The sequence below is a fragment of the Paenibacillus paridis genome (assembly GCF_006345825.1).
GTDB lineage: Bacteria > Bacillota > Bacilli > Paenibacillales > Paenibacillaceae > Pristimantibacillus > Pristimantibacillus paridis.
The window spans coordinates 19,520-45,623 of record NZ_VCIX01000038.1; the positions used below are offsets into that span (position 1 = coordinate 19,520).

Genomic DNA, 26,104 nt, shown 5'->3' on the forward strand with positions numbered 1-26,104 from the left:
AATAAACATAAGGGTATCCTAACCTTGGCTTGTTAATCTCAAACACCTACTGCATACATATGCCAGGTGTGCCAAGGAGGATACCCTTATGTTTTGTCCGGTTTGCAACGGAATTCAGTCTCTGCATGTAAGCTGCTCCTCTTGCGCTAGCGCAACTGTGGATTGCGGCCGTTCATCTGATCTGACAGGTCCTTATGCTCCCTATGAGCAGATCAAGGACGAGCCGCTCTTTAGCGATATGCATTTGTGTGATGCTTCATCCTGTAAGCATCTTCTATATTGCTCTACCTGCAATCAAACATCTGAGGTTACGGTTAACGAGTGGTGATCAGGTCATGGTAGCGGGAGCACTGTGTGCGGTTCAAGCGGTAATTTTGACCGCTTCCGGATTTAGACGCCTTCGTTTCATTTCGATTGCTAACATGCGAATGAATTCGGGCTCCAATTCAAACTGAATAGCTGCATAATAAGTGTCTACTAGCATTTCGTCGGACAGTAGCTCCATACTACACACCCTTTCTTCCATCCATTGGTTATTTCTTTATCATAGTAGCATGGCACTATTAGAAGGACAACAGGCCTAGTTATACACAAGATGTTGTGGATACGGTGTGCATAGTGTGTGTATATACGTCGAACAATAAGCAAATTCAGCGTGGATAATGTGGATAGAGTTATCCACAGGTCATTTTCCCGCTCCTCTCTATAAAAAACTTTAATCGAAATCTATAAATCTATTAATGGAATATATTGACTCTCTTAACTAAAACCTTCAAACCTTCCCTTTTACGCAAAAAAAAGCCCGTTTGGGCTATTTTTTGTTCCTTTTACAGCTTCACTTCAAATTCAGCCGACGAAAGCCAAGTCGAGCTTGCAAAATCTCTGCCCCGTACAATGACCTTATCGTTATAAACGTCTACATAATAGCCTTGGCTGCCTTCTTTGTATTCATCCTCGTTCGTCCACAGATAAGCGACGGAAGCAGCGTTAAACATCGTTCCGCTCCCTTCCTGCCCCCTATAGCAGGCAAGTCCCGCTTCCAGTTCCCAATGTGTATGTCCGTTGAACATGATCGCCTGGGGATGCTTCGCCAGAATCGCTTTCAATTCCTCGTCCTGCGTTACGCCATACCAGCCCTGCTCTTCTAGCGAGCCTGCAACCGTATTTTTCAAAGGCTGATGGAGGAATACAAATACCGGCTTCAAGCGCGGTACTTCTTCATTTAGCTTCTCATCAAGCCAAGCTAATTGTTCCTCCGTCAAATAAGCGAAATCTTTTAAGCCTCTCTCCGAGCCCAGAAAAATAAATTGAAAGCCATTCAGCCATACATCGTAATACGGGCCGTTCATCCCCGTAAACCGTTCGTATAGCTTCAGCTGATTGCTCCACTCGCCCAGAAAAATATCATGGTTGCCGTACGTGAACCACATCGGCGGCAAGCTTGCTTTATGCTCCTGCCAAATGCGGGCAAGCTCCTCATACTCTGCCCGAAGCCCGCGATCCGTAACGTCGCCGACATGCATGATGCCTACGCTGTTTGTTGCATGGACAGCGATATCCCGCAGCGCTTGGCCAAAATGCTCATTATGGATATGGTCGCTTTCCGCGGTGACATGGGTATCCGTAATGACCTGAAAGCTAAGAATAGGCAAACTCGATCGCTGCTCCTCACCCAGAGGAGCCTTATCCTCATATGGCTGGTTTTGCATCCCAACACTCCCTTCCCTTTCATCCGTTTAGTGACTTTTCACGCTCATGTTCAAGCCAACCACGCCTGCAACGATCACAACGATCCACAGCAGCGAGGCGAGCGGCAGCTTTTCATGAAAGACCGTAAAGCTAACCAATGTGATCAAAATAATGCCTATGCCCGACCAGATGGCGTAAGCCACGCTTACATTCATATACGCAAGCGCAAAATTAAGCAGCGTGAAGCTTGCGCCATAAAAGATAAACATAAGCACTGACGGCCATAACCGGGAGAAGCCTGCCGAATATTTCATGGACACGGTTCCCGAAAGCTCCAGCACGATGGCCAGCAGCAGAAAGGTCCAGCCCCAGCCCGCATCACCTTTCATGAGCATGCCTCCTGATGGACAGCTGCCCATATCCTTCAATCACTTCATCGGCATTGGGGAACCACGCCGTGGCAGTCCCCTCACGTGCCGCATCTGCGATGCCAATCGTAACGGCAGCCCCTGCCGCCTGCCCCATCCGCATATCTCCGTTCGTATCGCCGATAATCGCGGTGTCCGAGCATGCCAACCCCAGCAGCCGGCAAGCCAGCACCATCATGTCCGGGAACGGTTTTCCTTGCTCGACCTGGTCTGTGCCGATAATGACGTCAAAATAATGCTTAATCCCAAGCCATTCCAAATGCATGATTGCGGCTTCCGTATCGTCTGCGGTAACCACGCCTAGCTTCATGCCGTTCTCCTTGCAGCTTTGCAAGAAATGCAGCGTTCCCGGCAGCGGACGAGCTGGCCGCAAGCGCGCCAGCTCTTGGTCCGCATGTTTCCTCGCATGCTGCACAAGCTCCATCGCTTCCGCCCAGGAGAGACCTGCCAGGTAACCTTGCCAAGCAAGCACGGCGTAAAGGTCCTGCATCGAACCCATTGCAAGCGGACCGTTCCGGTCATAATCAACGATATGGCCTGCCTCGTCATGAATGGAGCCCCACAGCCTTGGGATCACCGCCTGATCGAAGGCCAACCCCCGGGACCGAAGCTGCTCCCCAAACGAATGAAATACCGATTCGCTCCAGCAGCCCCACATCGCAATAAAATCAAGCAGCGTACCGTCTTTATCAAACAAGATGCCTGTCACCTTGTAGGTTTGATCGTTTATGATTAAGTCAGGCATAGTGTTCATCACTCCTGTTTTCTATTTCAAACGGTCTAGCTCCTTCTGCGCGGTTGCCTGGGCTTCCTTAAGCGCCTGCTCCGCCGGTACGTTCGCGATTTGAACCTTATCTGCCGCAATCGTAAGCGCATCGTTGATTTTGCCGCCAGTTGGGTCTTGGAACGGTGCGGATGCGTGAGCAGCCTGCATAAGCGGAATTTTAATTTGCGGGTTTTGCTCGCTAAATGCTTTATAGCTCTCATCCTCAAGCGCGGATGAACGAACGGCGATATAACCCGTGCTGATCGACCATGAAGCGGTATTTTCCGGTTGCGAGAAGAACGTCAGCCACTCGTAGGCAGCTGCCTTCTGCTCGTCGCTCACGCCTGCCGGAATGCCCGCCATAATGGCCGACGCTACCGGTTTCCCTGCGCCAACGCCTTCCCAGCCCGGTTGTTCCATTGCCGCTACGATATTGAAATCAAGATCCCCTTGGTCGCCGCTTGAGCCCGTGTAGCCGGCCGCTTGGCCTTTCATGACATCATCGATCGTTTTGTACCAATATTCCCAGCCTTGTCCGCCGGAGTGAATGGACATGATCTTATCTTCATGAATCCATTTGCGGAACGATTCCCAAGTCTCGATCCATTCCGGCGAATCGATCGTAACGGTTTTGCCGTCTTCGCTAAGCACGCTGCCGCCTTTGCTGAATACCGCATCCATCATATTGTCCTTGCCCCACATCGGTTCCCAACCGAAAAAGGTTGTTTTGCCGCCTTCTTTAGTGGTCATCTTGGCTGCCGATGCTGCAAGGGCTTCCCAGGTCTTGAAATTTTCCGGCGTTAGCCCGTTCTTCTCCAGCGCATCCTTGCGGTAATACATGATTTGGGTTGTCCCGTACATCGGAAGAAAATATTGCTTACCGTCCAGCTGTCCCTGCTCCAAAAAGGTTTGAACGAAGTCTTCGCTATGGAATGAATCATCCGCTGCGATCAAATCGCTCATATCAGCGAACAAGCCTTTGCCCGCCCAATTCATATTAGAGGATAGAACAGCAGCAGGAGCCTGCTTTGCCGCAATGGCAGCCTGAAGCTTTTGCTCCGTTTCGGTATAATCCGCCTGCGCGATTCCTTTAACAATCACGTCTTGCTGCGAGCTGTTGAACAGCTCGATCTTCTCCTTCATCGTATCGCCGAGCTTGCCGCCCAGGCCGTACCAGAATTCGATCGTTACCGGTTCTTTTGGCGCAGAAGCCTCTGTAGGGGCAGCCCCGCCGTTTGTTCCCTCATTCGTGCCAACATTCGTACTGCCGGAAGCTTGTCCACAAGCTGTAAGCACCGTAAAGCACAACACCATCGATACCGCTAATCCCTGCTTCATCTTAACCATCGTTTCTGATTCCTCCACTCTATTTGTGTACTGCTGCAAAACAAGAACGAACCGGGTTTACCCTTTGCTCGCGCCGGTCGACATATTAAAGCTTTTCATAATCGTCTTCTGCGCAAAAAGAAACAAAACCAGCAGCGGCGCGATCGTAAATGAGCTTGCTGCCATAATGAGCGGCCATTTCAGCCCGTAAGCCCCTCCTTCCACGAAGAAGCTTCTGAGCCCCGCCGATACAAGCTGCAGATCAGGATTTTTCGTAATCAGCATCGGCCAGAAGTAGTTGTTATAATGATCAATGAACGTGATAAGAGCGAGAACAACGAAAGAGGAACGCGTGACCGGGACCAGAATCGACCACAAAATCCGCATATGCGATGCCCCATCGATCTGCCCTGCTTCTACCAGCTCATGCGACACCTGCAGGAATGCCTGCCTAATTAGAAAAATCGAAAAAACGCTGACGCAATTGGACAAAATCAATCCCGCATACGAGTCCAGCAAATGCAGCTTGGCCAGAATCATATAGCTGGGCAAGTAAACCGCCGTACTCGGAATCATATAACCAAGCATGATGATTGCGGTAAAAGCTTTTTTTAGGCGAAAGCGCATATGTGTCAAGGCATAGGCCATCATCGCCGAATTCAAGGCCTGAAGCAGGACGATAACGCCAGCCACGACGATACTGTTCGTTAAATACCGCCAAAACGGCGCTTCCAGCCATGCCTCCAAATAGTTGCCCCATTGCGGCGAGCTTGGCCAAAAGGTGGGCGGAAACTGCCAGATTTCATCATTGGTCTTGAGCGCGCTTGTGACCATCCAATAAAACGGGAAGGCCATCGCTCCGCTAAAAAGCAGCAGGAAAACGTGATGAAGTGTCCGGCGAATATGATAAGCTGCTTGCATGCCAGCCATTCTCCTTTCGATGTTGCTTTGCAGCTATGAGCTGTAATGAACGGTTTTGCGACTGATTGCGAAGGACAGGATCGACAGCAGCATGCAGGCGATGACCAGCACGACCGCCACGGACGAGGCTTCGCCGATATCAAACGATTCAAAGGCTGACTGATAGTACATATAAAGCAGCGTTCTCGTGGAGCCTGCCGGCCCGCCCTGTGTCAGGACATTAATCTGGTCGTAAGCCTGCAGCGCGGATATCGTCTGTACGATAAACAGAAACAGCGTGGTCGGTGAAATGAGCGGCAGCGTGATATGCCTCAGCTTACTCCAGCTTCCCGCTCCGTCAAGCTCGCCGGCCTGCAGCAGCTCGCGCGGCACATTTTGCAAAGCCACAATATAAAACACCATCGTCCAGCCGATCAGCTTCCAGACGGTGACGATCAGCACGCCTGCAAGCGCCCATTTCGTATCCTGCAGCCATCCGACCCCCTCCAGCCCAAACCAGCGCAGCGCCGTATTAGCCATTCCGACCTTGGGCTCGAATATCCATGACCATACAATCGATACGGCTACTGTCGGCGTCACCCATGGCGAGAACATTAACGTCCGGTACCATGCCGCCCCCTTTAGGGACCGATTCAGCAGCAGCGCAAGCGCCAGGCCGCCAGCCATAACCGGCAGCACGCTGCCCAGGCAGAACAGAATCGTGACGCGAAGGGATTGATAGAAAGCCGGATTATCGAACAAATAAACATAGTTGTCGAAGCCTACGAATTGTTTGACCGGACTCATGAAGTCCCAATCTGTGAAGCTCAGATAGAAGATGGTTCCGAGCGGAATAATCCAGAACACGATCAACGGAATTATTGCCGGCAGCGTAAAAAGCAGAGCCTTCCATTCCTTAGCCATATCGCGTGTCATCAACTCCTCTATTAGATTCAATTTTCTTTTAACATTTGCTATAATTGTCGTATATCGTACCCCTTCACCTCTATCGTACAAAAATTATTGTACGTTCAGTGTATGATAGTTACGTTATCGCCACGTCAACATTTATTAAATGTCTTGTAAATTTCAGATGAAATACGGAATGGTAAATCGGTACGCGTGTCAGACGAATCATAAAATCCATGTTATGCGGGTGAGAGATGTGAAGAGAGCTTCAAACAGCGAATTAGAAGGAACGCCGGCCACGCAGGAGCAAATCAGAGGCAAAATTATCGATGCGATTGCCCAGACGATGGATCTGTACGGGGCGAACTATTCCTTCGGACAGCTTTACGGGATTATGTTTTTCGAGGACAAGCCGATGACGCTCGAAGATATGAAGCAGCATATGAATATGAGCAAAAGCAATATGAGCTATGCCGTTCGCTCCCTCACGGATTCCAAAATGATCATGAAACTGGATGAAAAGCAGGAGCGCAAGGACTTATACGTAGCGGAAACGAACTTTTTCCAGGCGTTCCAGAACTTTTTCGCTACCAAGCTGCAGCGCGAAATCGATGTGATGTTAGGTACGATTAATGAGGTAATACCGCCGTTGTCGGAAATGATATTGGCGGCGGAAACGCCGGAGGACGAGCGTCAGCTCGGTTTGAAGGATTTGCACAAGCTCCGCCATGGCGTGGAGTATTACAGCTGGCTTCAGCAATTCGTCGATGGTCTGCGGAACGGGGAGTTTTTCCAGCAAAGCAGCGACAAGTCAGGCAGCAAGCCGCCCAGCGGATAGTGTTATCGGGTTCCGTTTAGATTAGTGAACGACAAAAAAAAGCAGAGCAAGGCTCAAGGGTACTCCCCCTGAAGCTCGCTCCGCTTAGCAAAAAACGTGCATTTATTTTATTCTAATCCGTATGGCAAGCTACTCTTCATTCAGACCTGAGCGTTCACCATTTTCGCATTCAGGTCTGAACGTCTAGCTGTTCCGCCATCCCTCTTGCCTGCTGCCCATACAATCCTCGAACCTTGCCCTTATTGAGGCCTCGTATTTACCTCGAATATCCAAATCTTCCCGCTCTTATCTATGCCATAGTCAAAGCCCAGTTGGCCGATCCCCGGGTACTTTGCTTCCAATACGCCCGTGGAAAGTACAGTAAGTTCCCTCATCTTGCCTTTCTTCTCCGCTACCGCTCCAGAGGACAAGGAGCGGCTAATGCCTTGCGCGGCCGTTACGAGAGTGCCGCCGCGGCATAAATTCGTTACAAACAGCCCTTTTTTGGCAATCCGGCCTACGATCGCTCGGTATTTCCAGCCATTTTCCGTTTTCACGTATTTGACGCGGTAATCAATCGGCTTGCCATCGACCGTTGCCAAATGGATGCCTTTTTGAATCAGATAAGCGCGGCCTTTGCGTTTTTTATTAAGCGCAGCTACTAATGCTCCAAAACTAGCAAAACGTTTTGTCTGCGCGTAATAAGTATAGGCATAACCTCCTTCATTACGGGTAACCTTGATGACACCGTGACCGCCAGCGCCAACCACCGGCTTGACAACGACCATTTGATGCGTATCCAGCATGCTTCTGAGATGATTCGCCGTAAATCGTTTTGTGGGAGGAATATGCGGCGCGATGCTAGGATGCGAAAGTAAAATCGCAGTTTTGGCCCATTTGCTAGCCAGCTGCCTTCCTTGCTGTTCACCCAATGCAATCTATCCCCTTTCCTATCGCTTCATCCATAGCATATGACAGAGTGATAGCTGTCTCTTGGATGAATGACGGAGGCTAGAAGCCTTATTTATCAAGCCTTTTAACCGCCACCTGGCGTTTGACAGCAACGATTTCCTCAATAGAAAAGCTAGATTCGGTCGCCGCCTCACTCCACAAAGCAATAGAAGCCTCTCTGATAGAATAAAATAAAAACACCGGCTAGCCCCTAAAGCGGGACATGCCGGTGAACATATCATTATTTCTCGGACAGCTTCTCCATCGCTGCTTTGAGCTTATCGGCCATACTGTTCGATAGCGATGTATTGTCGCTGTACTGCTCGATCAGCTTTTGGTTCTGTTTGCGGTTGACCCTACCGCCCTGCTTGTCGCCAAGCATCTCAATCACGTTGCATGGCTTGCATTGCGCAAACTTACCGGCCTTGCCGTCCTTAATCTCCATTTTCTTATGGCACTGCGGGCAGCGCATGTTGGAGAGCATCGGCTCTGCCGAACGGCGGTAGCCGCATTCGCGATCTGAGCAGACAAGCGATTTGCCGCGTTTGCCGTTAATTTCGAGCAGCGGCTTCTCGCAGTCCGGGCATTTCGAATGCGTCAGGTTATGCGGCTTATATTCCTTCGATTCCGCGATGACCTCAGACACCCATTTAGCTGCCTGCTGACGCACGTTTTTCATAAAGGCCGCCGGATCACCCTTGCCTTTGGCAATGCGTTCCAGCTCCTGCTCCCATTTCGCGGTCAAATCCGGGCTTCTCAGCTCGTTAACGACGAGCTCAATTAATTGCTTGCCCTTGCCGGTTGGCATCAGCTTGTTTTGCGTACGAGTAATTGTATCCGTACCCAGCAGCTTCTCAATAATATCCGCTCGAGTGGCAGGCGTTCCGAGGCTATGCTTCTCCATTCGGGTCAGCAGGGTAGCCTCCGTATACCTGGCTGGCGGCAATGTACGAAGCTCGCGTACCTTCTCCTGCTTTATAGGCAGCGTTTGCCCTACTGTTAGCGGCGGCAGCAGCTGCGCCGGCTGGCGGTCCGCTTTTCCTTGCCCGGAAGCGTTGCTCTCGCCGTCATCCTCATCCTCTTCGTCCATGCTGGAAGCATGCGAGCCGGATTGATAGATTTCCTTCCAGCCCTTCTCCTTTTCGATCTTGCCCTTCGCATATAGACGGTCTTTCCCTGCCGCGAGCACGACGCTCGTCTCATCATAACGGTAAGGGCTGTAGAACAAAGCGATAAACCGTCTGACGATCAGATCGTATAGCCTGCGCTCATCGTTTGTTAAGGCGGATAAATTAACAAATTGCTCTGTAGGGATAATGGCATGGTGATCGGTTACTTTGCTGTCATCGACAATCCGTTTCGTAACCGGAAGCTGCATCCGGACCAGCTTTCTCGCAAGCTGGGCGTAAGGTCCAACCGCAATGCTCTCCAGACGGCCTTTTAAAGTCGGAACCATATCGCTGGACAAATATCTGGAATCAGTTCGCGGGTAAGTAACGAGCTTATGCTGCTCATAAAGCTTCTGAAGCACGTTGGAGGTTTGCTTTGCCGAGAAGCCTAGCCGTTTGTTGGCATCCCGCTGCAGCTCCGTCAAATCATAAGCTTGCGGATGCGGCTCCTGCTTCTCCGTCGTGCGCAGCTTATCCACCTTCGCAGTCCCGCGCTTCAAACGCTCAGCAACCGCATCCGCGTCAGCCTTGCTCCAGATCCGGCCATCATGGCCCTCCTGTTCGCGCCAAACCGCGGAAAACGAACCAAAATCAAAAGATACCGTCCAATAAGGCTGCGATTGGAACGATTGAATTTCCTGTTCCCGCTCCATAAGCATAGCAAGCGTAGGCGTCTGAACGCGGCCGGCGGCCAGTTGAGCGTTGTATTTGGTCGTTAAAGCTCTAGTTACGTTCAAGCCGATAAGCCAGTCCGCCTCTGCACGACATACCGCCGAAGCATACAGATTATTGTAGTCCTTGCCCGGCTTCAGCGTGTTGAAGCCATCTTTGATGGCCTTATCGGTCTGGGACGAAATCCACAGCCGCTTGAAAGGCTTACGCCAGTGGACAAGCTCCATAATCCAGCGGGCAACAAGCTCGCCCTCACGCCCAGCATCGGTAGCGATAATAAGCTCGCTAATATCCTGCCGTTTGCATAGCTGAGCTACCGTGCGAAATTGCTGCGACGTTTCCTTCATCACCTTCAGGTTCATCTTCGGCGGGAGCAAAGGCAAATCTTCCAAATTCCAGGTTTTGTATTTCGGGTCGTATTCCTCCGGCTCCGCCAAGGTAACCAAATGGCCTAGTGCCCAAGTGACCACGTACTTCGGGCCTTCCATATAGCCTTTATGCTTCTGTCCGCAGCCGAGCACACGGGCAATTTCCTTCGCCACGCTCGGCTTCTCTGCCAGTACAAGCGATTTCATCCTGTTATTCGCTCCATTTCTTTTTGATGCGCTCTTTCCTTCAATAGAATGCTGGGAAAGGCATCATTCACTATGACGAAACGATACCATAGGCACGCTGGCATCGCAACGCCTTCTGCGACTTGCGGCTTTAGCCGAACAGGTCCATTCTCCCAATCTCGCAATTTTTGCTGCGGCAACTTCCGTGTGATATAGTAAATTCAGCTTATAAGTAAGCAGATTACTAGCCAGGGAGCGTTGATGAATGAAGCTGCGATTTATTGCTATTATTTTTTCCGTGTTGCTCGTATACAGCGGCATTTCCTTCTATATCGGCTGGAATGGCTGGCTGCTCTTGTCCACGGTGTTCCACTGGGAAAGCGCTGGCTGGTATACGCTCGCCGCTGCCGTCATTGCGTATTCGTATATCATTGGCCGCGCCGCCTATTCTTCGCCGCTGCGTCCCGTTGCCGAAGCATTTAAGCTGATTGGCTCCTATTGGTTTGCTGTGCTGGAATACGCAGTCCTTATTTTGCCGGTTGCCAATATCACCGCTGTGCTGCTTAAGGCAGGCGGAGCCGACAAAAGCGTCTATATCGTTGCCGTGGGCAGCATCGCTGCGCTAGCGATGGCCATCCTGCTGATTCGCGGCAGCTTTAATGCGTGGAGCCCGATCATCCGTACCTACCATGTCCAGATTCCGAAGGCTGCAGGAGACATGAAAAAGCTCCGCATTGCCATGGCGTCCGACCTGCATTTGGGAACGATCGTCGGAAACCGCCATTTGGAGCGTTTGCTGGCTAAGGTTGAGGAAATCCGCCCAGATCTCATCCTGCTGCCCGGCGACATTTTGGACGATGATATCGAACCGTTTCTCCGCAAAAACATGTCCCGCGTGCTCGGCAGGCTGAAAGCGCCGCTTGGCGTATACGCGGTAACAGGCAATCATGAATATATCGGCAAGAAGGTTCCCGAATTCATTGCTGCGATGGATGCCATCGGCATCCGCGTGCTGATGGACGAGAGCGCGCTCATCGCGGACAGCTTCTATGTCGTCGGACGCAAGGACAAAGCCTCGGGCGGCTTTGGCACAGAGCGCAGGCTGCCCATTGAAGAGCTAATCGCTCCGCTGGACCACTCGCGCCCGCTCATTATGCTCGACCACCAGCCATCCGATATCGCGAAAGCAGCGGAGAGCGGCATAGACTTGTCTGTCTCCGGGCATACCCACCGCGGCCAAATGATGCCGAATCATTTGATCACAAGGCGTTTGTTCGAATTGGATTGGGGTTACCTCAAAAAAGGCGGCCTGCACGCCATCGTCTCCTCCGGCTTCGGCACTTGGGGACCGCCTGTACGGATCGGAAGCCGTTCGGAGGTTATCCGGATCGAGGTGGAGTTCGTACCCGCGTAACAGGGCATGTTTCCCATGCCTATGTAAGCTTAGAGTGCAGCAAGCACTCTAACAGCTCCATATGTGGGCTTCCCCCAACAACTATAAAAAAAGCGGCAACTTTTGTACTTGATCGAGCGCCTCGTTGCCGCCACAACCATCGCAACCGCTTCATACAAGGATCAAGGGATGGGCGCAAGCGACAAGCTAATATTGCATTCATCTCTATTCCCGCCCGGCATATCTGTTCCAAAATGAGGATAAGCCTGCTTCAGAAGTTCTTGAATTTTGCTAGTTGATTTTAAGCTTAAGCGATAAATCGTCCCCGAATCCTCCGGCTTCATGAAGTTGCCAGGCTCATGCTTATCCGATATCCATAGCCAGTAGCGCTGCTTCCCCAAATCAACCGAATAAGGCGGCACCGCGATATCCACCTTTCCCTCCTGCTTTTTTCCGAACCGGAAAGCATAGTCGAAGGTTCGAATCGAACCTCGATCCTTCCAGACATAGCTGGAATTGGGCTCTGCCTGCTCAAAATCAATCATACGCATGACGGTTACGCGGTCCCCGCTAACCCTAAATATAAAGAACAAAACAGCGGCTGCAACCACCGCCACAGCGATCACAATCCAAGAACTGCGCTTCATACAATAGCCCCTTTCTTCTTTTTTAACCTTAAAGACGGGTTTCTATGGAAGAAGGTTCCATTCCTTATGAATGGAATATAGCTATTAATCATTTTCACTTCATAAGCCTGAAGAAGCTGCTTGCAGCAAAGGTATGATTCCATCCGTTTTGCACACGCTATTAACCATAATTGCTGTATATCACTGCAATGTGACCTTGCTTTATTAAACATTAAATATTTATTGACAAATAATTATTTATGTGTTATAATAAAATATTTTACTATTTACATAAACTATTAATGCTGTTACTATATATTTTGTCGTCGACGTTGCACCGGTGCCAACCATTCTAACCTAAAAGCGGAGGGTAATGATGAACATTTCTGAAGGAGTTCAAATGCTGCCGATTGCAGCGGTCATGATGGGACGGATGGAAACCGTTTATCCAACTTTGCTATGGGATAACGAAGCAGCCCTATTAATCGATACAGGCTATCCGGGCCAGCTTCCGTTAATCAAAGAACAGGTCGAGAGAGCAGGCCTCTCCTTCGACAAGCTTACCCACATTATCATCACCCATCAGGATATTGATCATATCGGCAGCTTGCCTGCCGTTTTGAAGGAGCTGCCTCATCCTGCAAAGGTGCTGGCAAGCGAGATTGAAGCTCCCTATGTTCAAGGGGACGCGCAGCCGATTAAGCTTACGCCAGAAGCGATCGAGAATGCAATTAACGCCATGCCGGAGGAGATTCCGCAAGAATGGCGGGCTTCCTTCAGAAGCGTGCTGGAAAATCCGCCAAGCGCTCCTGTCGACGTGATTGTCGCTGATGGCGAGGAACTGCCTTACTGCGGAGGAATCATCATTATCAGCACGCCTGGCCATACACCCGGCCATATTAGCCTCTACCATAAAGCCAGCAAAACCTTGATAGCGGCAGACGCGATGGTGGTCGAGAACGACCAGTTGATGGGCCCGACGCCCCGTCACTGCATCGATCTTGACCAAGCTAGGCTGTCCCTCAAGAAATTAACGGAATATGACATCGAGACGGTGATCTGCTATCACGGCGGGCTATATACCGATCATGTAAATGAACGCATTTTGGAACTGGCTGCCGATCAATAGGCAATGGGAGCTGCCTGCGCATCCGGCGCCGTCAGCTCCCTTCTAACGGCTATGCAGGGAGAGATGAATCAGTATCCCCCTGCCAAGGCCGCTTTTAAAAATTGCCCCGTATAGGAAGCTTCAATAGCTGCCACCTGCTCAGGCGTTCCGGCAGCCATCAGCATCCCTCCTGCTTCACCTCCCTCCGGTCCAATATCGATCACCCAGTCTGATTCCCGAATAAGCTCTAGGCTGTGCTCGACGACAATGACCGTATTTCCGGCATCGACAAGTTTATTCAGCAAGGCCAGCAGCTTGCCCACATCGGTTGGATGAAGACCGGTTGTTGGCTCATCCAATAAGTAAAGCGTATGCGTGTTTGATCTCTTGATCAGCTCCTTGGCGAGCTTGATCCGCTGCCCCTCGCCGCCGGACAAGGTTTTTACCGACTGTCCCCATTGCAAATAACCAAGCCCGACCTCACACAGCAGCTCAATCATGCCAGCGATCTTCTCTTTGCCCCTAAACACGGATAAGCTTTCCTGTACCGTCATGTTTAATAAATCCGAAATCGTGTAACCCTCGTAAGTCACCAGCAGCACTTCATCTTTAAACCTTTTCCCTTTGCAGCTTTTGCAGCGTATTTCCAAGTCAGGCAGAAAATTCATATCAACCGACAATACGCCAAGCCCTTGGCAGGTCTCGCAGCGTCCTCCGGGCGTATTAAACGAGAAATGCTTGGAAGTCAGCTTGTTTTGCTTGGCCTCCGGAAGAGCGGCAAATAAGTTCCTCAGCTGAGTGAATACGTCCGTATAGGTCGCAACGTTCGATCTCTGCATTCGCCCAAGCGGCGATTGGTCCACCGTAATCCGGTTGCCAATATGCTCATAGCCCGTCATGCTGCCGCAGCCCTCAACCTGAGGCGAACCTGCCTCGCCTTTGGCTAGTAAATCAAATAGCAGCGTCGACTTCCCGGAGCCGGACACTCCCGTCACCGAAATCAGGCAGCCAAGCGGAAAGGATACGTCAATCCCCTTCAAATTACGGGCGTGCGCGTTGACTACCGTAAGTTGCTTTCCGGTGCCGCGTCTTCTCACGCGCGCGGGAGCGGGCAAGCTCTCCATGCGCAAGTAGGCGCCTGTAACGGAATGCTCGCTTAGCATCAACTGATCCAAGGTTCCTTCTCCAACTAATGTTCCACCCCATAAACCAGCACCTGGCCCGATATCGATAATATGATCGGCTGCTTTCATCACTTCGATATCATGCTCGATGACGAGCACCGTATTTCCCATATCCCTCAGTTGCTGGAGCACGCGGAGCAAGCCCGACGTATCCCGCGGATGGAGCCCCGTCGTAGGTTCATCCAAGATATAGAGCACGCCCGTTAAGCCCGAGCCAAGAAGCGAAGCCAGACGGAGACGCTGCGCTTCACCGCCAGAGAGCGATACCGTTTGCCTACCCAGTGATAAATAACCGAGACCAACGTCAATAATCCGCTCCAAACGGACGGGCATATCCGTCATGACCGGAGCGAGCAGAGCTTGCCCTTCCGGCGGCACATGCCGCTGAAGCTGCCTGCTCCATGAGAGCGCCTCTTCCAGCGACCAAGCGGACACCTCGCAAATCGTAGCTCCTGCTACAAGGGCTGTTCGGCTTGCTTGCTTCAGGCGCTGGCCCTTGCATGCCGGACAGCCCTGCTGCTTGAAATAATCGCCGTCCTTTTCCATTCCGGTTTGTTCGCCGTCCTTCTCCCTATACCGCCTCCATAGGCCCGTTACAATTCCTTCGAACTTGCCGCCGCTGACCGTCTTAGGCGGCTTGGCATCTGGGAAGTGCTTGATGAACGCTTCGCTCTCAACGCCGTAATAAAGCAAATCGCGCTGGACCTCCGAATAATCCTTCAAAGGCAGATTCAGGTCAAATTCGAATCCGTAGTGCTTGCCCGAAGCGACAAGTATGTTTGCGAAATAGTTTAGATACGATTCATAAAGGTAGGTTACTCCGCCATCCATTAAGCTAAGCTCCTGATTGAATACGGCATCGTAATCCAGCGTGGCCACATGTCCAAGGCCGCCGCAGCACTCACAAGCTCCCTCCGGCTTGTTAAAGGAAAAATGGGACATTCCGAGCTTCTCCAGTTCCGTATGACAGTTAGGGCACTTAATTGTATGGCTCTCCTCTTCCTCCTCCGCAGTATTGATTGTCGCGCTTGAAGCCTCAAACAGCGGATGGATCGTTTGCCCACAGGATTCACATGCGCGCTCCGCCAGCCGGGAATAGACAAAACGAAGATATGTATAAATATCAGTCACGGTTCCAACCGTTGAGCGGGGATTGCGGTTAGTCACATGCTGCCCGACACTGATCGATGGAGAGAGTCCAGCGATTGATTCCACCTTCGGCTTGCTGATCGAATCCGATACCATCCCCATGGATTCCATGTACTGCCGCTGGCACTCCCTCTGAAGCGTATCCATCGCAAGCGTTGACTTGCCAGAGCCTGATGGGCCCGTCAAAACGACCAGCTTGTATTTTGGAATGGCAAGCGAAAGGTTTTTCAAATTATTTTCCCGTGCTCCTGTAATGACGATCTGATCCTGCATGTTTGTCCTCCTTCTGGTACTATCCGATCATCGAAATTCGGATGGGGGAAACTGATTGTTTCCTTACCCTATTTCCGATCGCAATACCAGCATACTACATTGATGCAAGTGGTAAGGTTTAAGCAAATTTGAGTTGATTTTATCGTTAATTATTGATACAACCATAACATGGTTGTTTAATGTTTTTTCAGCAGGCTAAGGAGGTGTTTCCCGTTGATTCGACCGATTGATATTGCCAGAAAACTAAAAATCAGCACAACTGCCTTGCGACATTACGAAAGCTGGGAGATCATTCCGCCCGTAGAACGCGGAGCCAATGGCTATCGGATCTATTCTGAGGTGCATATCGGTTATTTCGAGTGTATTAGAGCTATGAATGAAGGTTTTGGAATGTCCCTTACGAGAGAGGTGATGAAGAAGCTGATCAAAGGGGAAATCGACGAGGCTCTATGGGCTATAAACAACGCACAGGCTGCGCTGCACCGCGACAAAACCATCGCCGACAAAACGATTCGTGCGCTGGAGCTTAATGAAATCGATTTGCTGCAAGGAGCAGGAAAGCGGAAAGGGATGTCGATTGGCGAGGTATCCAGAAAAACGACCATCCCAAGCTCCGCCATCCGGCACTGGGAGAAGATGGGGCTGCTTGTGATTGAACGGAATCAAGAAAATGGCTATCGCAGCCTCAGTCCTGCTAACGTGCGCCAGATTCTCATTATCCGCACCTTTAAGACAGCCGTATGGTCGCTGGAAATTATTCAGCAAGTGCTTAAGGAGGTTGACGACAATAAGGTTGAAAATGCCATAAAAATCGCGAAGGAATCGATGCAATTCCTTAACCAGCTCAATAAAAGCCAGCTGCGTGGGGCGCACTATTTGTATGAGCTCTTGCAATTGATTGAGCGAAAAGAGGAAGCTGCGGGAGCCGATTCCTAATCATTCCTCAGGCAAGCTAAGGTGCATACCGATGCCTGACTGAAGCAAGCCGATCAAATCCTCGTTCATATACTCAAAGTCATCCGGAATATGGAGACAGATCAGCCTTTTGCCTGCAAGCTCGCTGGCGAACTTCTCCTGCAGCCTTCGGATATGCTTTTTCTCCATCGCAAATATCAGATCGGCCCAGCCAATATGCCCCGCTGTCACCTTAATTCGGGCTTGGGCTTCGGTGCCTGCCGACCTTACCTCATGGCCGCCGACTCCCTGAAAAATGGTTTCCGCCGTTAAGCTTCGCCACTTATTTCTGCTGCAAATAAATAATAATCGGACGTTCCTCACTCTCCTATGCAAGATTAAGCTGTTACTCTACGATCTCCGCTAAGTTGTAAAGCTCATGATAAAGCCCTAATTCCTTTAACACCCGTTTGCAAAGCCTATATACTCGCCTGTCTGTTAATTTCTTAAGAAACTGCGCTTCACGGACAAAGGCCAGCTTCGCTTCGGCGCTAGCATCTGCAAGATAAGCCTGAAGAGCATGCCTGTCCTCCCAATTTTGCGGCAGCGGCTCGGCGGCAGCTGGCTGATGAGGGGAGCCAGACAGCGATATCACCCCGACCGTATCCTGCGTATGAATGCAGATGGCCTGTTCTCTTTCTTCGCGCAAATCCCGCATATACTCCTTCAAATCTGCTACCTCGGTTAGGCCAAAAACCGCTTTCAGCTTTTGCAGCGCTGGCGAGAGCTCCTCAGAGCCATGATGGAGAATAGAGAGGTCCGTACATAGGATGCGCAAAAAATCATTCAAATTTCTCGCTACCACGCGAATTTCAGATCCAAAATCCATAGGCGATACTTTGGCGATATAAGCGACCTCCAGATTTGTAACCGCTCCAAAATCGGTAACGAAGCAATAATGGATACCGTCTGCCCCGGAGCTGGCAAAGGGAATAAAATCCGGAGGCGTCGAAGGATAACGCCTATCATATCTTTGCCAAGTCAGGCCCAGATCCCTTTCCATGTCTCTGCCTAGTTCTGCCTCCAGCTCATACAAACAGCGGATGGCGAACGGTACCTCGTAACTGCCGTACTGACGGTGAATACGGGGCTCTTCCACAGGACGCTCGGTTTCTGCAAACGCACCAAACGAAATGCGAGACGGCAATTGTCCACTTTCCATGCCAGCATATTTGTCTATGACGTCCGGAACATACAGTCGGGTCAGCCTCATTCCCGACATCATATTGTACAGCTGTTCAAGGTCATGATCGGCCCAGCTAATCAAAGCTTCAGCAGTTACATCACCCTTATAACTAAAAAAACGAAGCAGCCCCGCAGCCAACTGTGCACGAAACCCTTCATCAACCAATCGGTATTCTTCCATAATAAAAGCGATCTTCGCCTTCTTCTCCATCCTGACCTCCAACCTCTCCACATGCTCGTTTGGCCTTATGGTAAATTCAGCCTAATTGTACCAAATAGCGATAGGAGAGACTAGCCTTGAATACGAGACCAGCTCTGAATATTCGCAATCACCGAACCTTTCAGCTCGCTATGCTGCCCTTTTAACCTCAGAACCAACCGATGCTCGTATAGGTCCAGCTCAAACAGCTGCTCTACGTGAAAAATGCCCTGAGGGAGCTCGTTCTCATAGACTGCCTTCGCAACTCCTACAGCCGTCATCGCCGTTATTTCCGCTTCCCTCGCCCCTTGAAGGGCGTACTCGGCTACAACGTCTGCCCCTCCCCGCTTCCCGTATCCGGTCACCTTAACCGCATAACGGGCCGAGCCCAATTTCAGCTTGCCAAATGACTGTATCGTCATGTTCCGGATAGGCTTCATCCCTAACAAACGTCCGAATCCAACGGCTTTCAGCAATCGCAGCAAGCCAGTCACGGGACGGGAGTCGAAGCAAAGCCTCGTTGAAACGGTCGGGATCTTAAGCGTTCGAGCCAACGTCTGCTGGTCGGAGAAAGGAAAGCGATAAGCTGTCCGCTCTCCCAGCTCAAAGCCAAAATCCGTGCTGCTGCCCTCCGTGAAGCTGTTAACCTCTCTGGCGATTCCCCTTTCGGTAATCGCAAAAGAACGTGCCAGGCTGTCTACCGTCCATTCGATAGCGGCTTGGCCATGCGCATCGCCAAGTCCGAGCATGATGGCGATGTCAACGCGACTGGCTACATCCATCGACTGAGCCGCCTTTAGCGCCAGCAAATTGGTAAGGCCAGGTGCAAGGCCGACGCTTAATACTGCCGTTCCTGCCAGATTATTTTCCTGCTGCTTCAAACGCTCCATTGCTGCAAAAAAATCACCATTGGCCGATACGTCCACATAGTCAACGCCAGCGGCCAGGCATGCCTTTGCAAATGAGGTGTCCTCCTGATCCAAGCACATCACGATGAGCTTTGCCTTTTCGATTTGCTTTAGATCTAGCGGCTCGCCAACTGCAATGCGAAGCGGCTTGACCTTACCGTCCAACCGACTGCAAAATTGCTCCGCACGCGCCAAGCTCCGGCCAGCCGCATATACCTTCCCAGGAAAGTATTGCGCCAACTGCTCGCAAATTTGTCCGCCTACATGCCCGTAACCGCCTACCACAATGATGTCTGTTTTCATAGCTGATCTCCGTTCTTTCTCTTAATGGCAAAATAACCATCGATTAATTGTCTAACCCTGCAAGCGTCGCGGACAGCAATCGGTCCATCATGTCATATAAAAGGGGATAACCCGGAATTTTCAACGCTATCGTCTGCCCGTACTTTGCCGCGCTGGGATGGTTCCAGTCCATAGGCGAGTGATCTTGGTTCATCTTGCATGCTCCTCTCCCGTGCGGTCTATTCATCTTTGCTTCCATTAGGTAAAATAAACAATGAATTACTTTTCATTATAGAGATGAGCATAGAAACCGCTATCCCACAAATGTGGGGTTTTGCATAAAGGAGCTCTGTCATTGGTTAACAACAAAGAAGCCATCCGGCGACAATTATTAAAATTAGACGCAGCTCCTATGTCTTCGTATCATTACCGCGAAGCCGCATTATCCATCCTGAGAGAAGCCGTGCCGTTCGCTGCTGCATGCTGTACTTCGGTCGATCCCATCACACTGCTCTCGACCGGCTCCTCGACGGATGACATCATCGAGGAGATCCATCACCAGCTATTTGAATATGAGTATGGTCATGAGGATTACAATAGCTTCGAGCAGTTGATTCATTCAGAGATACTAGCCGCAGCCTTGAGCGGCGCAACGGAAGGCCAGTTGGAGAGAAGCGGCCGATATCGAGAGGTGCTGCGGCCAGCAGGACTTGGGGATGAGCTTCGGGCGGCTTTGGTTTATGAAGAAACGTGCTGGGGCTATGTGACGTTATTCCGGACAATCGACGAGCCGCTGTTTCTGGAAGAGGAGGGCTTGTTTATCGCATCGGTTTCACCTTTGCTCGCAAAGGCCTTGAAACAAAAAAGCTTAGAGCTTCCCTCCATGACTGCCCGCGGAAGAAAGGATGAACCCGGCATCCTTGTGCTTTCGGAGCTGCTTGAGCCTCAATCTCTCAGCGCCCAGGCAGGCTATTGGCTGAAGGAGCTGAGAAGCATGGAGAATATCGGCAGCGACACGCTGCCAAGGCCAATTAGGGCCGTCTGCTCCCGTGTTCTTGGACAGGACGGACCCAAGGCTGATGAGACCAAAGATGCCAAGGTATGCATTCGCATGCCGGACGGCATATATCTATCCCTACGGGCGAGCAAGCTCGAGGGTGCACATGGCCTGATCCAGCTCGCCGTTTCCTTCGAGCCTGCGAAGCCCGCGGACATTCTCCCGTTGGTCGCGCAGGCGTATGGTTTGACCGCACGCGAGAACCAGGTCATTGAGCGGATCATTAGAGGTTTCTCCACGAAGGAGCTAGCCCAATCCCTGCACATCTCCGCTTACACGGTGCAAGATCACCTTAAGTCGATCTTCGCCAAAACCGGCGTTAACAGCCGGCGGGAGCTGCTCTGGGAGTTGTTCTCCAGACATAGCTGATCGTTGTTCAGATTAAGCTTTAGCTACAGCAAAGAGGCTGCGGGGTTCCGCAGCCTCTTGTCGATAGGGGTTCTTGCGTTTGCGATTATTCAGCGTGAGGCGGGACCGCATTTTCATCCATGTGAACAAGCTCCCACAGATGGTCATTGATATCTTGAAAGCTCCAGCTGTACATAAATCCATGATCAATGGGCTCATTGTATGGTTTAGCTCCGGCAGCCAGCGCTTTATTAACAATCTCGTCCACTTGTTCCCTGCTGTCGGCTGACAAAGCGACGATAACCTCCGTCGTTTTTGCCGCGTCGGCAATTTCTTTTTGGATAAACGTTTTGAAGAATGGCTCTACCAGCAGCATAGCGTAAATATTTTCGCCGATAATCATACAGGTTGCATTTTCGTCTGTGAACTGCGGATTAAACTCAAAACCGATCTGGGTAAAAAATTCAACCGTTTTATTCAAATCCTTAACCGGTAAATTAACAAAAATGCTTTTGGACATAAACGCCATTACCTATCACCTCGTCAGTAGATTGGAATCGATTTGATTATAGCTTTATTCTAGCAGGATTTAAAGCGAATGGTTTCTTACGGATTGCTATTTTCATATTATTCGCATGGCGTGGCCTTATTTAAAAAAAGAAGGCCGCTTTCCTGCATACAGGCTTTCCAGCTCGTCAAGCTCCGTTGAGATTTGTTGAAGCCACTGCTCATCCTTCGTCATACTGGCGATGCTTCCGTAATTGTATTGTTCGGCAAGCCTTTGCGCATATTTGGCATTCAGCTTTAAGCAGCTATCCAATTCGGCGTTTTCCTCTGCCGTCAGCCTCCGCTTCTGCTGCAGCAGCCACAGCTCTGCCATCCTCCAATGAACATTCATCATCCCGCATCATTCCATTCGGTCAATATAAGGTTAACTGCCCCTTCTTTCATTCTCTCCTATTTCCCTTCAATTTAGCCCTATTAGAAGCGCTTTGGTTTCATCTCTTTCAAAATGGTGTTAATACATAGAAACGATTCAAATGAGGAGTGAAGGTCATGGCAGAGAAACAAACGTATTACGTATCCATTTCGGGAAAGCGGGTCGAGCCTGAGCCCTCCATTAATGACCAATTGACTGTGACGGGAACGAGAGAAGAAATCAATGAGCTGCAGCAGCTGCTCGACCAAATTCAGAAGGATGACGAACAAACGCAATTTCGCGCGCCTATTCCGTATAAATCGGCTGATCACGACAAAGCCACGGATAAATTCAACGAGGACATTATCAAGGTGTACCACGCCGTTTATCGGCTTGGCACCGACATAACAAGAGACCATATCCGCCAGATGAACATTTTGAACAAGCTTGAGGATACCGACTACAACTACCCTGGTTACGAGCGGTAATCGATCGCATGCAAAAGAGCGCTCCCCCTTCGTTCATGTCGGGGTGGCGCTCTTTTTAAGCATTTGAACGCAATGTTCTCAAGGAAATGATAGCGAAATGCTATGCTTTCCTATATTTTAATTAAATAAATGAATAGCCTTCTCCTTAACTTCCTCCAGTATGTTCTTGCGGGCGGCATCATCGATTTGCGGCACGCTGCCAAAGAAGAGATGGCCTACCGGTTTGATGCCGCAAAACTCATAAATGCCTGTATCCGACGTTATTTTCAGCCCATCGTACATGCCGGTCTTGCTGTAAATTTCCGAAGGCGTGCCATGCGTATTGATAATGAGCCCCTGCTTGCCGTCAAGCAGCTTGCTAATGCTGCCATCCTTGGCATAGGCGTACGCGAAGCCATACGAGAAGACACGGTCGATATAGCCTTTAATTAGCGCGGGCAAGCCCGTCCACCAGATTGGATATACCATCGTGAAGGCATCCGCCCACTTCACATGCTCTTGCTCTGTTTTAATATCCGTCGGCGTATTTCCCTCGCGCATCGCTTCGAAATCACTGGCCTTCAGCACTGGATCAAAGCGCATCGCGTACAAATCACGCACAACAACCTCATGGTTTTGTTCCTTCAACGACCCAATGAAAGCATCGACGATCGCATTGTTAAAGCTGTCTGGATTCGGATGACAATAAACGATTAAGTGCTTCATAAAAAGGCAACACCTCCGCAGTGCAATGATAAAAAATCGCTCCGCGTTAGTGTTGCCCATTTCCTTGGCATTATGTAAGTCCGACCTGCTTCTCGCTCCATGCCCAAAACCTCGCTGCCAGCTCGGGGTCATTCGTTTTGCCTGCGGTCGGTATGATCTTGTTGTCCACGTAATAATGTCCGCTCTGTCGGGTAACCTCTTCGCTGGAGGCCAAATATATCGCTGTCTGAGCACCTTCAAGCGCCGTACGGAAAAAAGGGCGCAGCATCCGGTGTACCGTCTTGCCAAAGCCCGTCTTGCGGTCCACGCCGATGTTAGTAGCAACCGCGCCTGGATGGACGCAATTTACGGTAACCTTCGTATCTGCTAGCCGCTTTGCCAGCTCCTTCGTAAACAAAACATTGGCGAGCTTCGACTGCGCATACCCTTTTACCACGTTGTAGCCCCTCGTTAAGTTAGGATCGTCGAAATGAATTTTCCCCGCTTTGTGTGCGCCTGAAGATAAGTTGACGATCCGCCCCTGCGGCGCTTGCTTAATGTGCCCAAGAAGCTCATTCGTCAACAGGAAATGGCCTAAATGGTTAACGCCGATTTGCGCTTCAAAGCAGTCCGAAGTTGTCTCTCGCTTTAAGGAGACGACTCCCGCATTGTTGACCAGCACATCCAGCTGGCTATATCTGTCCTTAAATGCCGACGCAAAGCTGCGAATGCTGGCCAGCGAGCCCAAATCGCATACCATCAGAACGATAGCCTTGCTGCCGCTTTCCTGCATCGCCTGTTCCAGAGCGCGCTTCCCCCGCTCCTCGCTTCGGCACACCATCACGATGTGGGCGCCCTGCTTCGCCAGCTCTACGGTTGTTGCAAGTCCCATGCCTGAATTAGCGCCGGTAACCAGTACGGTTTTCCCAGACATTTTCCCCATTCATGCACCTCCGTATATTCCATACCTACAGCTTACCACGGGCAAGAAACGTATGTCGCACAAATTCGATAAACGAACGCACATGCGGCGATAATTGATCTTCGTTCCGGTAAGCGAGGCAAATATGCCTTCGGTTAACATACTGCGGCAAATCACGCATAACCAGCTCGCCAGCTTCGATTTCCCGAACGACGCTCCTTCGCGGCAGAATGCCGATACCCATGTTGCATTTTAACGCTTCCTTGATCGTTTCGATCGCCCCAAGCTCCATCACGCTTCCCCATTTCAACCCCGCGCTGCTTGCCCACTCGTCCGACAAGGTGCGGGAGGTGGAACCCGTTTCATGCAGCAGGAAGGTTTCCTCTCTCATGTGCTCGACTTCTATTTTCGAAAGGGCTGTTAAAGGATGTTCGGGCGCAAGCAGCAGCTTTAGTTCATCCTCAATCAACGGCTGAATGATTAACCCTTCCTCAAACGACTCTCCTAGCGATACGATGCCAACGTCAATCTCATAGCTGCGCAGCATCGCAAGCACAGATGCAGCTTGCTTGACCATCAGCATCAAGCTCACCCTCGGATACAGCGCGCGGTATGCCGCCAGATGCGGAGGGAGCACGTAGGTGGCAGGCGTGTAGCTTGCCCCTAGCCGAAGACGGCCTTCGCCAAGCTCGCGGCGTTCAAGCATCGCAAGTCTTGCTTCCTCCATCAGGAAGACGATCCTTCGCGCATAAGGGAGCAGCTCCAGTGCCGCTTCGCTTGGGTGAAGGCTGCGGGATTGCTTGCGGAACAGCTCCACGCCAAGCTCCTCCTCCAGCTTTTTCAGATGAAAGCTAATCGTAGGTTGTTTCAATCCAAGCTTGTCCGCGGCTTCCGCCAGCGTTCTCCCGCTGCATACTTCCATAAACACATGAAGCTGCTGTACGTTCATCCTCTTCCGCCTCCGCCTCTCTTGCTAGTCGCCTAATAATATAGATGAAATCTATGAGTATATCAATATCTATCGAATACATTTAACAATATCTCGACATAGCGTTAACAATCGTCTGACAAACCGTTGCTAAAGTGAAAGAGTAAACAAAACAGATCGCGGAGGGGAAATCAAAAACAATGAATACGAATAGGAAACATTGGATCGGTACGGTTTTGCTTGCTGGGATGGTCGCCTTGACAGCAGCTTGCGGAAACGGAAATGCAGGGAAAGGCAACAACACGGCAGCAGCCAATGGCGGAAACACGGAGACGACAACACCGACCGAAGCGGCACAGACTGAAGCACCAACGACGAAGGATGAAGGGACGCTCACCGTTTACTTAAATGATTTTGACAGCATTATTGCTCCTTTGTTCGAAGAAGCAACAGGTTACAAGCTTGAGGTTGTCGCTGGCAACGGAGCAGAAATTATGTCGCGGGTAGAAGCCGAAAAGGGGAATCCGCACTGGGATGTCGTTTGGCTGGACGCGATGCCGTCCATATATGGACTTGGCGCAAGCGGCCAACTGCTGGAAGGCTGGTCGCCAAGCAACGCGGCTAACCTAACCGATTTTGCCAAAGGGTTTGTTCCCGAGAAGCAATGGTATGTGCCTACAGGCGCTCATGCGGCAGGCGTTATCGTCTACAACAAGGATAAAGTCAAGGCAGAGGATGCTCCAAAAACGTGGGAGGAATTCTCGAACGCCAAATATAAAAACATGATCGGCATGGCTGATCCGGCGATCGCAGCTCCCGCATATCCATTCGTTTCCTTGTTCTTTAAGGAAAAGACCATTGAAGGTGGACAAGCCTACTTCAGCTCGCTCATGGACAATGGCCTGCGCGTCTATCCGAAAAACCCGAACGTCGTTAAAGCGCTAGCCGCTGGCGAAATCTCCATTGCCGCATTGCAGGAGAGCAACGCATACTCCATGAAAAATGACGGCGAGCCAATTGAAATTATTTGGCCGTCCGAAGGCGCACCCGCTTCAGTGCGCGTAGCAGCTATTCAGAAGGATACGAAAAACCCGAATGCAGCCAAAGCATTCCTCGAATTTTTGCTTGATCCGAAAACCCAGCAAGCGCTCATTGAGCAAGGCGACGAAAGCTATTTCCAGCCTTCCGTTAATGGCGTGAATGCGAAGCCCGACCGTTCACCCGATGCGAAGCTCGTTGCAGCCGACGCTTCCTGGGCATCCGAGAATGAAGCAGCCATTAAGCAATGGTTTGCCGATCAGTCCGTTAAATAATCG

27 protein-coding genes are annotated in these 26,104 nt (G+C 50.7%); 7 read left to right on the plus strand and 20 right to left on the minus strand.

Annotated elements, in window-relative coordinates; all coding sequences use genetic code 11:
* Nucleotides 1-361: 361 nt before the first annotated feature.
* The 7 genes from FJQ58_RS00575 to FJQ58_RS00605 all read right to left on the minus strand — a co-directional run bounded on the left by FJQ58_RS00575 (nucleotide 362) and on the right by FJQ58_RS00605 (nucleotide 6,045).
* Complete coding sequence (locus tag FJQ58_RS00575) at nucleotides 362-505, minus strand: sporulation histidine kinase inhibitor Sda (RefSeq protein ID WP_139990516.1); 144 nt, start codon at nucleotides 503-505, stop codon at nucleotides 362-364.
* A gap of 322 nt (nucleotides 506-827) precedes the next feature.
* Nucleotides 828-1,709 carry a metallophosphoesterase family protein gene (locus FJQ58_RS00580; RefSeq protein WP_139990517.1) on the minus strand — a complete coding sequence of 294 codons (882 nt, stop codon included), beginning with the start codon at nucleotides 1,707-1,709 and terminating at the stop codon, nucleotides 828-830.
* 27 nt (nucleotides 1,710-1,736) lie between these two features.
* Nucleotides 1,737-2,078 (minus strand): DMT family transporter, encoded by a 342-nt coding sequence (locus FJQ58_RS00585; protein WP_139990518.1) that lies wholly within the window; start codon nucleotides 2,076-2,078, stop codon nucleotides 1,737-1,739.
* A complete protein-coding gene (locus FJQ58_RS00590; protein ID WP_139990519.1) occupies nucleotides 2,068-2,862 on the minus strand; it encodes an HAD family hydrolase in 795 nt (264 codons plus the stop codon). The genes FJQ58_RS00585 and FJQ58_RS00590 overlap by 11 nt, the downstream gene beginning before the upstream one ends.
* Nucleotides 2,863-2,883: 21 nt before the next feature.
* Nucleotides 2,884-4,230, minus strand: coding sequence for an ABC transporter substrate-binding protein (locus tag FJQ58_RS00595; RefSeq protein WP_139990520.1), 1,347 nt, complete (start codon nucleotides 4,228-4,230; stop codon nucleotides 2,884-2,886).
* A 57-nt stretch (nucleotides 4,231-4,287) separates the two neighbouring features.
* Nucleotides 4,288-5,130: a carbohydrate ABC transporter permease gene (locus FJQ58_RS00600; RefSeq protein WP_139990521.1), complete on the minus strand. Its 843-nt coding sequence runs from the start codon at nucleotides 5,128-5,130 to the stop codon at nucleotides 4,288-4,290.
* Nucleotides 5,131-5,163: 33 nt separating this feature from the next.
* Nucleotides 5,164-6,045: a carbohydrate ABC transporter permease gene (locus tag FJQ58_RS00605; RefSeq protein WP_139990522.1), complete on the minus strand. Its 882-nt coding sequence runs from the start codon at nucleotides 6,043-6,045 to the stop codon at nucleotides 5,164-5,166.
* A 229-nt stretch (nucleotides 6,046-6,274) separates the two neighbouring features.
* Here FJQ58_RS00605 and FJQ58_RS00610 point away from each other — a divergent pair, with 229 nt between their 5' ends.
* On the plus strand, nucleotides 6,275-6,856 hold the full coding sequence (locus FJQ58_RS00610) for a GbsR/MarR family transcriptional regulator (RefSeq protein WP_139990523.1): 582 nt from the start codon (nucleotides 6,275-6,277) through the stop codon (nucleotides 6,854-6,856).
* Between the two features lie 239 nt (nucleotides 6,857-7,095).
* Here the strand turns inward: FJQ58_RS00610 and FJQ58_RS00615 are convergent, their stop codons facing one another.
* Entirely contained in the window at nucleotides 7,096-7,767 is a 672-nt protein-coding gene (locus tag FJQ58_RS00615; RefSeq protein WP_139990524.1) for a YheC/YheD family protein, read from the minus strand.
* A gap of 260 nt (nucleotides 7,768-8,027) precedes the next feature.
* Nucleotides 8,028-10,202, minus strand: coding sequence for a DNA topoisomerase III (locus FJQ58_RS00620; RefSeq protein ID WP_139990525.1), 2,175 nt, complete (start codon nucleotides 10,200-10,202; stop codon nucleotides 8,028-8,030).
* 244 nt (nucleotides 10,203-10,446) lie between these two features.
* On the opposite strand from FJQ58_RS00620, the gene FJQ58_RS00625 reads away from it, so the two are divergent.
* Nucleotides 10,447-11,595, plus strand: coding sequence for a metallophosphoesterase (locus FJQ58_RS00625; RefSeq protein ID WP_139990526.1), 1,149 nt, complete (start codon nucleotides 10,447-10,449; stop codon nucleotides 11,593-11,595).
* A 161-nt stretch (nucleotides 11,596-11,756) separates the two neighbouring features.
* Here the strand turns inward: FJQ58_RS00625 and FJQ58_RS00630 are convergent, their stop codons facing one another.
* Entirely contained in the window at nucleotides 11,757-12,221 is a 465-nt protein-coding gene (locus FJQ58_RS00630) for a YhfM domain-containing protein (protein WP_139990527.1), read from the minus strand.
* A 355-nt stretch (nucleotides 12,222-12,576) separates the two neighbouring features.
* Here FJQ58_RS00630 and FJQ58_RS00635 point away from each other — a divergent pair, with 355 nt between their 5' ends.
* Entirely contained in the window at nucleotides 12,577-13,329 is a 753-nt protein-coding gene (locus tag FJQ58_RS00635; RefSeq protein ID WP_139990528.1) for an MBL fold metallo-hydrolase, read from the plus strand.
* 68 nt (nucleotides 13,330-13,397) lie between these two features.
* On the opposite strand, the gene uvrA is transcribed toward FJQ58_RS00635, so the two are convergent.
* Nucleotides 13,398-15,914, minus strand: coding sequence for an excinuclease ABC subunit UvrA (gene uvrA, locus FJQ58_RS00640; RefSeq protein ID WP_139990529.1), 2,517 nt, complete (start codon nucleotides 15,912-15,914; stop codon nucleotides 13,398-13,400).
* A 213-nt stretch (nucleotides 15,915-16,127) separates the two neighbouring features.
* Here uvrA and FJQ58_RS00645 point away from each other — a divergent pair, with 213 nt between their 5' ends.
* Nucleotides 16,128-16,850 (plus strand): MerR family transcriptional regulator, encoded by a 723-nt coding sequence (locus FJQ58_RS00645; protein WP_139990530.1) that lies wholly within the window; start codon nucleotides 16,128-16,130, stop codon nucleotides 16,848-16,850.
* Here FJQ58_RS00645 and FJQ58_RS00650 read toward each other — a convergent pair whose 3' ends face one another.
* The 4 genes from FJQ58_RS00650 to FJQ58_RS32200 form a co-directional block, all read right to left on the minus strand.
* On the minus strand, nucleotides 16,851-17,192 hold the full coding sequence (locus tag FJQ58_RS00650) for a low molecular weight protein tyrosine phosphatase family protein (protein WP_139990531.1): 342 nt from the start codon (nucleotides 17,190-17,192) through the stop codon (nucleotides 16,851-16,853). It lies immediately after the preceding gene.
* 22 nt (nucleotides 17,193-17,214) lie between these two features.
* Nucleotides 17,215-18,264 carry a hypothetical protein gene (locus FJQ58_RS00655; protein ID WP_139990532.1) on the minus strand — a complete coding sequence of 350 codons (1,050 nt, stop codon included), beginning with the start codon at nucleotides 18,262-18,264 and terminating at the stop codon, nucleotides 17,215-17,217.
* A gap of 80 nt (nucleotides 18,265-18,344) precedes the next feature.
* Nucleotides 18,345-19,463 (minus strand): saccharopine dehydrogenase family protein, encoded by a 1,119-nt coding sequence (locus FJQ58_RS00660; RefSeq protein WP_139990533.1) that lies wholly within the window; start codon nucleotides 19,461-19,463, stop codon nucleotides 18,345-18,347.
* Nucleotides 19,464-19,506: 43 nt separating this feature from the next.
* Entirely contained in the window at nucleotides 19,507-19,656 is a 150-nt protein-coding gene (locus FJQ58_RS32200; RefSeq protein ID WP_162341226.1) for a hypothetical protein, read from the minus strand.
* 141 nt (nucleotides 19,657-19,797) lie between these two features.
* On the opposite strand from FJQ58_RS32200, the gene FJQ58_RS00665 reads away from it, so the two are divergent.
* Nucleotides 19,798-20,868 (plus strand): helix-turn-helix transcriptional regulator, encoded by a 1,071-nt coding sequence (locus FJQ58_RS00665; RefSeq protein ID WP_238403656.1) that lies wholly within the window; start codon nucleotides 19,798-19,800, stop codon nucleotides 20,866-20,868.
* A gap of 85 nt (nucleotides 20,869-20,953) precedes the next feature.
* Here FJQ58_RS00665 and FJQ58_RS00670 read toward each other — a convergent pair whose 3' ends face one another.
* Together FJQ58_RS00670 and FJQ58_RS00675 are read right to left on the minus strand one after the other, a co-directional pair.
* Complete coding sequence (locus FJQ58_RS00670) at nucleotides 20,954-21,376, minus strand: VOC family protein (RefSeq protein ID WP_139990534.1); 423 nt, start codon at nucleotides 21,374-21,376, stop codon at nucleotides 20,954-20,956.
* A 117-nt stretch (nucleotides 21,377-21,493) separates the two neighbouring features.
* Nucleotides 21,494-21,748, minus strand: coding sequence for a DUF7667 family protein (locus FJQ58_RS00675; protein ID WP_139990535.1), 255 nt, complete (start codon nucleotides 21,746-21,748; stop codon nucleotides 21,494-21,496).
* 155 nt (nucleotides 21,749-21,903) lie between these two features.
* Here FJQ58_RS00675 and FJQ58_RS00680 point away from each other — a divergent pair, with 155 nt between their 5' ends.
* On the plus strand, nucleotides 21,904-22,254 hold the full coding sequence (locus FJQ58_RS00680) for a hypothetical protein (RefSeq protein ID WP_139990536.1): 351 nt from the start codon (nucleotides 21,904-21,906) through the stop codon (nucleotides 22,252-22,254).
* A 117-nt stretch (nucleotides 22,255-22,371) separates the two neighbouring features.
* Here FJQ58_RS00680 and FJQ58_RS00685 read toward each other — a convergent pair whose 3' ends face one another.
* The 3 genes from FJQ58_RS00685 to FJQ58_RS00695 form a co-directional block, all read right to left on the minus strand.
* Nucleotides 22,372-22,959, minus strand: a complete 588-nt coding sequence (locus tag FJQ58_RS00685; RefSeq protein WP_139990537.1) for an NAD(P)H-dependent oxidoreductase — start codon at nucleotides 22,957-22,959, stop codon at nucleotides 22,372-22,374.
* A 70-nt stretch (nucleotides 22,960-23,029) separates the two neighbouring features.
* Complete coding sequence (locus FJQ58_RS00690; RefSeq protein ID WP_139990568.1) at nucleotides 23,030-23,872, minus strand: SDR family oxidoreductase; 843 nt, start codon at nucleotides 23,870-23,872, stop codon at nucleotides 23,030-23,032.
* A 34-nt stretch (nucleotides 23,873-23,906) separates the two neighbouring features.
* The gene (locus tag FJQ58_RS00695) at nucleotides 23,907-24,809 is read right to left on the minus strand and encodes a LysR family transcriptional regulator (protein ID WP_139990538.1); all 903 of its coding nucleotides are present in this window, start codon (nucleotides 24,807-24,809) and stop codon (nucleotides 23,907-23,909) included.
* A gap of 179 nt (nucleotides 24,810-24,988) precedes the next feature.
* Here FJQ58_RS00695 and FJQ58_RS00700 point away from each other — a divergent pair, with 179 nt between their 5' ends.
* A complete protein-coding gene (locus FJQ58_RS00700; protein WP_202915177.1) occupies nucleotides 24,989-26,101 on the plus strand; it encodes an extracellular solute-binding protein in 1,113 nt (370 codons plus the stop codon).
* Nucleotides 26,102-26,104: the final 3 nt, after the last annotated feature.